The following is a 10,757-nucleotide window of genomic DNA, read 5'->3' as shown; positions in this document are numbered from 1 at the left end:
GCCACGAGGTCTCTTCCACAACTTCCTATTACGGTGGACGACGAGGGATACTTCATCGCAAGGGGAGACTTCGACGAGCCTATCGGGCCCGGGTTCTGGGAGCGGAAGTCATGAGTTCGATCACGACACCGACCACATCGTCCGGCAAGCTCCAGGCGAAGGCCGCCGAAGGCCTCGAGGAGCTCGACCAGCGGTTCCACCCGGCCGCCGGGTTGCGCAGGCAGTTCAACAAGGTCTTCCCGACGCACTGGTCGTTCATGCTCGGCGAGATCGCGATGTACAGCTTCATCCTGCTGCTACTCACCGGTGCGTACCTGGCGCTGTTCTTCGACCCCTCCATGCAGGAGGTCGTCTACAACGGGCCGTACGACCCGCTGCGCGGCGTCCACATGTCGCGGGCCTACGAGTCCGCGCTGGAGATCTCGCTCGAGGTCCGCGGCGGCCTGTTCATGCGTCAGCTGCACCACTGGGCGGCGCTGCTGTTCGTCGCGGCGATGATCATCCACATGTTCCGGGTGTTCTTCACCGGCGCGTTCCGCAAGCCGCGTGAGATCAACTGGCTGTTCGGCTTCCTGCTGTTCTTCCTGGGCATGTTCACCGGCTTCACCGGTTACTCGCTCCCGGACGACCTGCTCTCCGGCACCGGTGTCCGCTTCATGCAGGGCGCGATCCTGTCGGTGCCGATCATCGGCACCTACCTGTCGATGTTCCTGTTCGGCGGCGAGTTCCCCGGCGGCGACTTCGTGGCCCGGTTCTACTCGGCCCACGTCCTGCTGCTGCCCGGCATCATGCTGGGTCTGGTGGTCGCCCACCTGATCCTCGTCGTGTACCACAAGCACACGCACTACGAGGGCCCGGGCCGCACCAACAAGAACGTCGTCGGCATGCCGCTGCTGCCGGTCTACATGGCCAAGGCCGGAGGCTTCTTCTTCCTGGTCTTCGGCGTCATCGCGATCATCGCGGCGATCGCCTCGATCAACCCGATCTGGGCCATCGGCCCGTACCGCCCGGACCAGGTGTCCACCGGCGCCCAGCCCGACTGGTACATGGGCTTCGCCGAGGGTCTGATCCGTGTCATGCCGGGCTGGGAGATCAACTTCGCGGGCCACACGCTGGTCCTCGGCGTGATGATCCCGCTGGCGATCTTCCCGGCGGTCCTGGCGGCGATCGCGGTCTACCCGTTCATCGAGTCCTGGATCACCGGCGACAAGCGCGAGCACCACATCGCGCAGCGCCCGCGCAACGCTCCGACGCGCACCGCCTTCGGCGTCGCGTGGATCACCGCGTACATGATCATGCTGGTCGGTGGTGGCAACGACATCTGGGCCACCCACTTCCACCTGTCGATCAACTCGATCACCTGGTTCGTGCGGATCGCGTTCTTCGTCGGCCCGGTCATCGCGTTCATCGTGACCAAGCGGATCTGCCTGGGTCTCCAGCGCCGCGACCACGACAAGGTGCTGCACGGCCGCGAGTCGGGCATCATCAAGCGCCTGCCGCACGGTGAGTTCGTCGAGGTCCACGTGCCGCTCAGCCAGGGCGAGCTGCACCGCCTCACGGCGCACGAGCAGCACGAGGCCGCCGAGCTGCCGCCGACGGTCGACGAGAACGGCGTCGTGCGCAAGATCGGCCGCATGGAGAAGCTCCGGGTCAAGCTCAACCGGGGTTACTACGGCGAGGGCAACCAGATCGCCAAGCCCACCGCCGACGAGTACAAGGAGATCCAGAGCGGCCACGGCCACCACTGATCACCTGAACTGCACGACCTGAAGGTCGCCACGGCGAGAGCCCCGTCCATTCGATGGACGGGGCTCTTTGCCGTCCCTGGGGATCGATAGGGTGGAAGCACCTTTCCGTACGGACGACACCACCAGGAGCGACCATGAGCGCTGTGACCCCCGCTGGAGGCTCTACCGCGGCGGACCGCTCCTGGCCCGTCGTACTGAACACCCTGCTCGCCGGCCAGGACCTGAGCAGCGAGGCCACCGCCTGGGCCATGGACCGCATCATGCGCGGCGAGGCCACCGACGCCCAGATCGCCGGCTTCGCGGTGGCGCTGCGCGCCAAGGGCGAGACGGTTCAGGAGCTGACCGGCCTGGTCGAGGCGATGTACGCGCACGCCAACCTGATCGACGTGCCCGGCCTCTCCGTGGACATCGTCGGCACCGGCGGCGACGGCGCGAAGACGGTCAACATCTCCACCATGTCGGCGATCGTGGTGGCCGGCGCCGGGGCCAAGGTCGTCAAGCACGGCAACAGGGCCGCGTCCTCCGCCTCCGGGGCCTCCGACGTCCTGGAGAAGCTCGGCGTCAACCTGGAGCTGACCCCGAAGCGGGTGGCCGAGGTGGCCGAGGAGGCCGGGATCACCTTCTGCTTCGCGGTGAAGTTCCACCCGGCGCTGCGCCATGTCGCCGCCGCCCGCGGCCAGCTCGGCGTGCGCACCGTGTTCAACTTCCTCGGCCCGCTCACCAACCCGGCCCGGGTGAAGGCCCAGGCGACCGGCGTGGCCGACCCCCGGATGGCCCCGATCATGGCCGGCGTGCTGGCCGAGCGGGGCGCTTCCGCGCTGGTCTTCCGCGGTGACGACGGCCTGGACGAGCTGACCACCACCGCCACCTCCAAGGTGTGGGTGGTCCGCGACGGCGCGGTGCGCGAGGAGTCCTTCGACCCGCGGGACGTGGGCATCGACCTCGTCCCCGTCGAAGCCCTGCGCGGCGCGGACGCCTCGTACAACGCCGACGTGGCCCGCCGGCTCCTCGCCGGCGAGACCGGCCCGGTCCGGGACGCCGTCCTGCTCAACTCGGCGGCGGCGCTGACCGCGCTGCACCCGGGCGAGGGCACCCTGGCGGAGCAACTGCGAGCGGGCATCGAGAAGGCCGCCGAGGCGATCGACTCCGGGGCCGCCCGCCAGGCGCTGGAGCGCTGGGTCGCGGCGAGCAACGCGTAGACAAGGTCCGCGCGACCCCGTCCGCATCCCGGACGGGGTTGCGCGCACAGCGAGCGGTGGCATACGTTCTGCCACAGGTCATGAGTGACAGCCTCGAAGCCCCGGCTGGCTGTCCGGCAACCCTCCGTCCGTGGCGGGGTGCCCCGGGTGAAGACCAGGCCGTGGACAGCAAGGTCCGTGGCAAGCGCGGACCCCTGCGCCAACCCTGGGGTCCTGGTCCTCAAGGGAGCAGTCTCGTGAGCAAGCGAATGCGATAGGGCTCGAAGCCCCTTCTTCGCGCACCCTTCTTCTCTTTTCTTGTGCGCCTCCGCGGTGACGGCTCGTTCGCGTCCCTCCGCGTCGAGGCGTCGAATTCGCCTGCCTTGTACGGGAGTTCCCCATGTCTGTTTCCGCCGTCGCCGCCTCCGCCACCGCCGTCTGTGAGCCGCTGCCCGTCCTCGGCCGTGACGTCACCGTCCCGCTCGTCACCGGCGGCGAGGTCGCGTACGCCGCCCTCGACTACGCCGCCAGCGCGCCGGCCCTGCAGCGGGTCTGGGACGACGTCGCCGCCTACGCCCCGTACTACGGCAGCGTGCACCGCGGCGCCGGGTACCTCTCGCAGCTCTCCACCGACCTGTTCGAGAGCAGCCGGGCCACCGTCGCCGGGTTCCTCGACTGCCGAGAGGACGACCAGGTCGTCTTCACCCGCTCGACCACCGACTCGCTCAACCTGCTCGCCGCCGTCCTGCCCGCCGACTGCCAGGTGTTCGTCTTCGAGACCGAGCACCACGCCTCGCTGCTGCCCTGGAAGGACGCCCGCGTCACCTACCTCAACGCCCCGCGCACCCCGCGGCAGGCCGTCGACACCCTGGAGCGCGCGCTCGCCGACCGGGACCCCTACGGCCCCGCCCTGGTCTGCGTGACCGGCGCGTCCAACGTCACCGGCGAGCTGTGGCCGGTGCGGGAGCTCGCCGCCGCGGCCCATGCGCACGGCGCGCGGATCGTCCTGGACGCCGCCCAGCTCGCCCCCCACCACCCCGTCTCCGTACGGGAGTCGGACGTGGACTGGGTCGCCTTCTCCGGGCACAAGCTGTACGCGCCGTTCGGCTCGGGCGTGCTGGCCGGCCGCGCCGACTGGCTGACGGACGCGGAGCCGTACCTGGCCGGCGGCGGCGCCTCGCGCAAGGTCGCCCGCCGTGCCGACGGCGGCGTGGACGTCGAGTGGCACACCACCGCCGCGCGCCACGAGGCCGGTTCGCCGAACGTCATCGGCGTCTACTCCATCGCCTCCGCCTGCAAGGCGCTCACCGAGGCCGGCTTCGACACCCTGGTCGCCCGCGAGCAGCATCTGATCGACACCGTCCGCGCCGGGCTGGCCGAGGTGCCCGAGGTCAGGGTGCTCTCGCTCTTCGGCGACGACGCGCCGCGCGTCGGCGTCATCTCGTTCGTCGTCGAGGGCTGGAACAGCTCGCACTTCGCCGCCGCGCTCTCCGCCGAGTACGGCATCGGCGTCCGCGACGGCCTGTTCTGCGCCCACCCGCTGGTCCGCACCCTGCTGGGCAGCGACCCGCAGGACGTCGGCGAGTGCGGGGCGCCGGAGGCCGAGCCGGGGGAACGCTCGCTGAACGCCATTCGGGTGAGCTTCGGGGCCGGTACTCCGGACGAGCACGTGGAGCGGTTCGTCCGGGCCGTGAAGGAGCTGGTGCGGGACGGCGCGCAGTGGAAGTACCGCACCGAGGACGGCCGCTGCGTCCCGGACCGCGGCTGAGGATCCACTCGTCCGGGTGAAGGGCCTCCCGCCGGGAGGCCCTTTTCGTCCTAGGACTCCAGGCCGATGGCGAAGGCCGCTTCCAGGTCGTGCTGGGAGTACGTACGGAACGCCACGTGCGTGTCCGTCGCCTCGACGCCGGGGATCTTGCTGATGCGGCCGGGGATGACGTCCGCCAGGTCGTCGTGGCGCGGCACCCGGACCATGGCGATCAGGTCGTACGTGCCGGTCACGGAGAAGACCTCGCTGACGCTGTCGAGCGCGGCGATGGCCTCGGCGATCTCGGGGATGCGGTCCACGCTGGTCTTGATGAGCACGATCGCGGTGATCATGGCTGGTGTTCTCCCTCGGTCGCCGCGGCTGGAGCCCTCAGCCTACTGGGCCGGGGGTCCGGAGGTTGCCTTGCGGGAAGGCGCAGGCGTGCGGAAGCGCCCCCAGGCGTAGAGGAAGCCGATCGCGAAGCCCACCACGTGCGCCAGATACGCGACGCCCGGCCCGGGTCCGGCGGAGCGGGCGGCGAGCCATTGCAGGGCGAACCAGAAGACCAGCACGATCCAGGCCGGGAAGCGCAGCGGCAGGAAGAGCAAGAAGGGGAACAGGCTGGTCACCCGGGCCCGGGGGAAGAGGAACAGGAACGCCCCGAGCACCGCGGAGATCGCCCCCGACGCCCCGACCAGGGTCTGCTCGCTGGTGGCGTGGGCGGCGGCGTACGCCAGCAGCGCGAGATAGCCGCCGCCGAGATAGAAGAGAAGGAACTCCACCGCTCCCATCCGCTCCTCCGCCATCGCGCCGAAGACGGAGAGGAAGAGCATGTTCCCCAGCAGGTGCAGCCAGTTGCCGTGGACGAACAGCGCGGTCAGCGGGGAGAGCAGGGCGTGCGGCTCGCTGCTCATCAGCTCGGCGGGGATCACGCCCCAGCGCCGGAACCATGCGCTCTGCGCGGCGAGGAGCTGTTCGCCCGTGCCGTACGCCGGGTTGAACCCGGAGACCGGACCGACCAGGAAGACCACGCAGCAGACGGCGATGACGCCGTACGTCATCGTCGGTCCGTGGACCGTGTTCCGCACCGTGTTCCGCGCTGCTCCCCACCAGTCGATCATGCACAGATCATGGCGTAACCGGACCGAGCGGGACAGAGTGCCTCGCCGCGACAGGGGAGACCGTCCCCCGACCTCGGCTCCGCCTGAGCAGGGGGGACCCTCATGGTCGTAGGGTTACGGGCAGTACCTCCGCAGTTCGACGGCGCACCGCGGGACCCCTTGGACAGGAATGAGGACGGCACGATGACGACGGTTCCCCAGCCGACCGCCGAGACCCGCTGGCGCTGCACGCTCTGCGGAAACCTGACCCGCTTCGACGTGACCCGGTCCTCGAAGGTCGTCGAGTACGTCCATCTGGACCTGGCCGGCGAGCCCACCGTGGAGGAGCGCGAGGTGGTCAGTGAGACCATCGAGTCGGTCCGCTGCCGCTGGTGCAACGCGGTGGACCAGATCGAACTGGTGGACAGGCCGGGTACGGCTTCCTGACGCACGCGCGGACGACGATGAGGTGACGGAACGTGGAGCAGCCCGCACGGGACGGTGAGCCGGCCGGTGCGGTCGGCGACGCCGCCGAGGCGCTCGACCGACCGCTGCCGGAAGGCGTGCGGCGACGGGTCGTCGCGCTGGTCTCGGACGCCTTCGGCGGGTTGACGGTCACCGAGCTCCCGGCCGCCTTGCGGCAGTACGCCCGTTTCACCCCGTCCCGCCGCGCCAAGTTCGCGGGCAACGCCATGGCCGCCGCGCTGGAGAGCGACCCGCTGTTCCGGCAGCGGATCGGCGAGCGGTTCCGGGAGTCCGAACCGGAACTGGCCGGGGCCGTCGAGTCCGGCGCGCCGCCGGCCGCCGCCGATCCCGTCGACGTCGCCGCCGCCGCGTACGTGCTGCGGCCGGCCGGCTGGGTCAAGCTGGTCGCCGCCGCCGGCGAGGAGGCCCAGCGGGCCGACGCCGAGCGGGCCGACGAGGCGGGCCGGCGCGAACTGGAGCGGCTGCGCGAGGAGGTCGCCGCCGCCAAGGAGCGCGGCCGGTCCGAGACCGAGCAGTTGCGCCACGACATGGAGGCGGCCCGCAAGGAAGCGGAATCGCTTCACCGGAAACTGCGCAGCGCCCAGAGCGATGTGAAGCGCGGCGAGGCCGCCCTTCGCCGCACCCAGGGCGAGATCGACGCGATCAAGGCGGAGGCCGCGGCGCAGGTGTCGGCCGCCGAGAGCGAGACCCGGCGGCTCAAGTCCCGGCTCGGCGAGGTCGAGGCGGCCCTGGAGGCCAGCCGGCGCGCCGCCCGCGAGGGTCGCTCGGTGGAGGACATGCGGCTGCGGCTGCTGCTCGACACCGTCCTCGACGCCGCGGCGGGGCTCCGTCGCGAACTGGCCCTGCCGCCGGTCTCCGTGCACCCGGCGGACACGGTCGACGCGGTGGAGCCGGGCCGGATGTCGCCGAAGGACATCGCGGCCCGCGCACTGTCCGACACCGACCCCGCGCTGCTCGACCAACTGCTCGCGCTGCCCCAGGCGCATCTGGTGGTGGACGGCTACAACGTGACCAAGACCGGCTATCCGACGATGCCGCTGGAGAAGCAGCGGCTGCGGCTGCTCGGCGGCCTGTCCGCGCTGGCGGCCCGCTCGGGGGCCGAGATCACCTGCGTCTTCGACGGGGCCGAGCTGGCCGCCCCGGTGCTGCTCGCGCCGCCGCGCGGGGTGCGGGTGCTGTTCTCCAAGCCCGGCGTGACGGCCGACGAGTTGATCCGTCAGCTGGTCCGGGCCGAGCCGCCGGGCCGGCCGGTGGTGGTGGTCTCCACCGACCGCGAGGTCGCCGACGGCGTCGCCAAGGCCGGGGCCCGGCCGGTCGCGTCCGTCTTGTTGCTGAAGCGCCTTTCGCGCCTCTCGTGACGGCTCGGCAACTCCTGGGTGCAATGCCCGAATTCTGGAGGGCGCAGGGTCAAGTGCTCATTACTGCCAGTGTGCTGTCTGTAAATTATGTGCCTGGTGGGCGAGATTTTTCGCATGAGGATTTGAACTGATCACAAGATGGTCACTAGGGTCGGGCCTCGAACCTTCGCGCGGTAGATCATCCAACCGGGATGGCAGTGAAGGACCGCCTGCCCGACGTGCGGCCAGGCGGCTCGAGGCAGAAGGAGATCGCCTTCGTGGCGTCCCACCGTCGTCCCAAGCAGCCGAGCCGCACCCGCGTGACCGTGCTCACCGCCACCGCCGCTGCCGCAGTCGCCCTCTCCGCGCAGGCCGGGGCCATCGCCGCCCCGAAGCCGAAGATCGACGACGTGAAGTCGAAGGTCGACAAGCTGCACCACGAGGCGGAAGAGGCCACGGAGCAGTACAACCAGGCCGAGGAGCGCCGCGGCAAGCTGCAGAAGGAGATCAGCGCCCTTCAGGACAAGGTGGCCCGCGGCCAGGGCGAGCTCAACGACCTGCGCGACAGCATCGGTTCGGTCGCCAGCGCCCAGTACCGGTCCGGCGGCATCGACCCGTCGCTCCAGCTCTTCCTCTCCTCCGACCCGGACACCTATCTCGACAAGGCGTCCGCGATCGACCAGTTGAGCGCCAAGCAGGCCGACGTGCTCCAGTCGATCCAGGAGAAGCAGCGGATCCTCGCCCAGCAGCGCGCCGAGGCCACCACGAAGCTCGCCGACCTGGAGAGCGTCCGCAAGACGCTCGGCGAGAAGAAGAAGTCCTTCCAGGGCAAGCTCTCCGAGGCGCAGAAGCTGCTCAACACGCTGACCGCCGCGGAGCGCGCGAAGATGCAGGCCGACGAGCAGCGCGCCAGCCGCGCCGCCGGCGACCGCGTCGACCTCGGCAACGAGGTGCCCGCCTCCGAGCGCGGCAGGGTCGCCCTCAACGCCGCCGCCACCCAGCAGGGCAAGCCGTACGTCTCCGGCGCCGAGGGCCCCAACTCGTACGACTGCTCCGGTCTCACGCAGTGGGCCTACCGGCAGGCCGGCGTCAGCCTGACCCGCACCACCTACACCCAGCAGAACGACGGCGTGAAGATCGGCCGCAGCCAGCTCAAGCCGGGCGACCTGGTCTTCTTCAACAGCCTTTCGCACGTGGGCCTGTACGCGGGCAACAACACGATCCTGCACGCCCCGAAGCCGGGCGCGGTCGTCCGCTACGAGTCCATGGACTACATGGGCACCTTCCAGTTCGGCGTCCGCATCTGACGTCCGATCGGGGGAATCGCCTCTCCCCGCGCTGACTCCACGCCCCGCCGGTGACCTGTGATCTCCGGCGGGGCGTCACTGTGCGTACGCGGCGCGTTCGTTGGTCGCTCCGTGGTCGACGGGTTACTGTCTGCCGTCGCGACGACGTCCCAGACGTCACACGCGTCTTGCATGCGTCGTGCGTGCATCGTGCACGCGTCTTGTGCGCACAGCGGAAAGGAGCGCGGTCCGTGGCGTCCCATCGCCGGCCCTCGAAGGCCACCGTTCTGTCCGCCGCGGCGGCCACCGCCGCCGCGGCCCTGGGCGGCGCCGCACCGGCGCAGGCCGATCCGCAGGGCGGTCCCGAGGCCCCCCGGGCCGCCGTCGACCGGCTCCTGGAGGAGGCCGAGCGGGCCACCGAGGGCTACAACAAGGCCGACGAGCGCGCCGACCAGCTGCGCGCGAAGGTCGCGCGGGTCCGGGACAGCGTGGCCCGCGGCCAGGAGCGGATCAACCGGATGCGGGGCGCGCTGGGCACGCTCGCCGGGGCGCAGTACCGCTCCGGCGGCATCGACCCGGTGCTCGACCTGCTGCTCTCCTCCAGCCCCGACACGTACCTGGACCGGGCCGCCCGGCTCGACCGGGTCACCGCCCGGCAGGGCGACGCGCTGCGCGAACTCCAGCAGGAGCTGCGCCGGTTGTCCCAGGAGCGGACCGAGGCCGGGCGGGCGCTCGCCGAGCTGGAGCTCAGCAGGCGGCAGGTCGCCACGCACAAGCGGACCGTCGAGCGCAAGCTCGCCGAGGCGCGCCGCGCCCTCGACGCGCTGCCCGCCGGGGACCGGGCGGAGTTCGACCGGGCGTCCCGGTCCGGGCGGGACGGCGAACTGCCGCCGCTGGAGGGCCTGGGCGCGACCTCGTCCCGCGCCGCCGCCGCGGTGATGGCCGCGCGCAGCGCGGTGGGCAGGCCGTATGTGTGGGGTGCGACCGGTCCGTCCGGCTTCGACTGCTCGGGCCTGATGGTCTGGTCGTACCGGCAGGCGGGCGTGAGCCTGCCGCGCACCTCGCAGGCGCAGCGGTACGCGGGCCGGCAGGTGCCGCTCTCGCAGGCGCAGCCCGGCGACATCGTGACGTACCGGGGCGACGCCAGCCATGTGGGCATGTACGCGGGCAACGGCCAGGTGATCCACGCCCCCTACCCGGGCGCGCGGGTCCGGTACGACCCGGTGAACATGATGTCCCACGTCACGGTCACCCGGGTGTGACCGTACGATCGGAAGGGTGGCAGGTCAGGGGAGTGGAGTCGCGCGGCGTGCAGCCGTCCTGCTGCTCACCCTGCTCGGACTGTCCGGACTGCTCGCCGGGTGCGTGACGCCTTCCGCCCCGGCCGACTCCGCCCCCGGCGAGATCCAGCGGCTCCTCGACCGGCGCGCCCGGGCGGTCCTCGACCATGATCCGGCCGGGTACGTCGCGGAGTTCGCCCCCGGGGCCACGGCTGCGGCGACGGCCGCGCGGCGCGAGTACGACCGGCTGGCGGACGTGCCGTTCGCCTCGTGGACGTACCGGGTGACGGACGTCGACCGGACCGGCGAGGGCCGCGCGGTGGCCGAGGCCGAGCTCGGCTACCGGATCAAGGGCCACGACTCCGGCCCCGTGACGAGCCCGCGTGAGCTGGAGCTGACCGAGCGGGACGGGCGCTGGTTCGTGACCGCGGAGCGGAACGGCAAGGGGGCCGCCCAGCAGCTGTGGCAGCAGGGCGACGTCGACGTGGTGCGCGGCACGCGCAGCCTGGTGCTCGGCGTCGGCCAGAGCGCGCAGCGGCTGCGCGACATCGCGTCCGCGGCGGACCGCGCGGTGCCCGCCGTCTCGGCGGCCTGG

The 10,757-nt window shown here is 71.4% G+C and carries 8 protein-coding genes, 2 pseudogenes and 1 riboswitch; of the genes and pseudogenes, 8 read left to right on the top strand and 2 right to left on the bottom strand.

Annotation, left to right across the window (positions count from 1 at the left end):
• The first annotated feature begins 110 nt into the window (after positions 1-110).
• The 3 genes from qcrB to VIU94_RS15255 all read left to right on the top strand — a co-directional run bounded on the left by qcrB (position 111) and on the right by VIU94_RS15255 (position 4,694).
• The gene (qcrB, locus tag VIU94_RS15265) at positions 111-1,748 is read left to right on the top strand and encodes a cytochrome bc1 complex cytochrome b subunit (protein WP_331911715.1); all 1,638 of its coding nucleotides are present in this window, start codon (positions 111-113) and stop codon (positions 1,746-1,748) included.
• A gap of 134 nt (positions 1,749-1,882) precedes the next feature.
• Positions 1,883-2,947 (top strand): anthranilate phosphoribosyltransferase, encoded by a 1,065-nt coding sequence (gene trpD / locus VIU94_RS15260; RefSeq protein ID WP_331911713.1) that lies wholly within the window; start codon positions 1,883-1,885, stop codon positions 2,945-2,947.
• A gap of 76 nt (positions 2,948-3,023) precedes the next feature.
• Positions 3,024-3,140, top strand: a riboswitch (SAM riboswitch).
• A gap of 186 nt (positions 3,141-3,326) precedes the next feature.
• Positions 3,327-4,694, top strand: a complete 1,368-nt coding sequence (locus VIU94_RS15255) for an aminotransferase class V-fold PLP-dependent enzyme (RefSeq protein ID WP_331911711.1) — start codon at positions 3,327-3,329, stop codon at positions 4,692-4,694.
• A gap of 50 nt (positions 4,695-4,744) precedes the next feature.
• On the opposite strand, the gene VIU94_RS15250 is transcribed toward VIU94_RS15255, so the two are convergent.
• Entirely contained in the window at positions 4,745-5,026 is a 282-nt protein-coding gene (locus tag VIU94_RS15250) for an Lrp/AsnC family transcriptional regulator (protein WP_189802211.1), read from the bottom strand.
• Positions 5,023-5,794, bottom strand: a pseudogene (locus VIU94_RS15245) (rhomboid family intramembrane serine protease). The gene VIU94_RS15250 and the pseudogene VIU94_RS15245 overlap by 4 nt, the downstream one beginning before the upstream one ends.
• A gap of 183 nt (positions 5,795-5,977) precedes the next feature.
• On the opposite strand from VIU94_RS15245, the gene VIU94_RS15240 reads away from it, so the two are divergent.
• The 5 genes and pseudogenes from VIU94_RS15240 to VIU94_RS15220 all read left to right on the top strand — a co-directional run.
• Positions 5,978-6,220 carry a hypothetical protein gene (locus VIU94_RS15240; RefSeq protein ID WP_318107272.1) on the top strand — a complete coding sequence of 81 codons (243 nt, stop codon included), beginning with the start codon at positions 5,978-5,980 and terminating at the stop codon, positions 6,218-6,220.
• Positions 6,221-6,252: 32 nt separating this feature from the next.
• Positions 6,253-7,617 (top strand): NYN domain-containing protein, encoded by a 1,365-nt coding sequence (locus tag VIU94_RS15235; protein WP_331911709.1) that lies wholly within the window; start codon positions 6,253-6,255, stop codon positions 7,615-7,617.
• A gap of 257 nt (positions 7,618-7,874) precedes the next feature.
• Positions 7,875-8,903: a C40 family peptidase gene (locus VIU94_RS15230; protein WP_331911717.1), complete on the top strand. Its 1,029-nt coding sequence runs from the start codon at positions 7,875-7,877 to the stop codon at positions 8,901-8,903.
• Between the two features lie 230 nt (positions 8,904-9,133).
• Positions 9,134-10,144 carry a C40 family peptidase gene (locus tag VIU94_RS15225; protein ID WP_331911707.1) on the top strand — a complete coding sequence of 337 codons (1,011 nt, stop codon included), beginning with the start codon at positions 9,134-9,136 and terminating at the stop codon, positions 10,142-10,144.
• Between the two features lie 16 nt (positions 10,145-10,160).
• A pseudogene (locus VIU94_RS15220) lies at positions 10,161-10,757 on the top strand (hypothetical protein); the annotation flags it as partial.

The sequence above is a fragment of the Streptomyces sp. genome (assembly GCF_036566765.1).
Lineage (GTDB): Bacteria > Actinomycetota > Actinomycetes > Streptomycetales > Streptomycetaceae > Streptomyces.
The sequence above is the reverse complement of the archived record's forward strand: the minus strand, read 5'-3'. Positions and strand labels throughout refer to the sequence as shown.

Coding starts and splice junctions, on each gene's coding strand:
- VIU94_RS15240 (WP_318107272.1), top strand. CDS start 5,978: ATGACGACGGTTCCCCAGCCGACCGCCGAGACCCGCTGGCGCTGCACG.
- trpD (WP_331911713.1), top strand. CDS start 1,883: ATGAGCGCTGTGACCCCCGCTGGAGGCTCTACCGCGGCGGACCGCTCC.
- qcrB (WP_331911715.1), top strand. CDS start 111: ATGAGTTCGATCACGACACCGACCACATCGTCCGGCAAGCTCCAGGCG.
- VIU94_RS15250 (WP_189802211.1), bottom strand. CDS start 5,026: ATGATCACCGCGATCGTGCTCATCAAGACCAGCGTGGACCGCATCCCC.
- VIU94_RS15255 (WP_331911711.1), top strand. CDS start 3,327: ATGTCTGTTTCCGCCGTCGCCGCCTCCGCCACCGCCGTCTGTGAGCCG.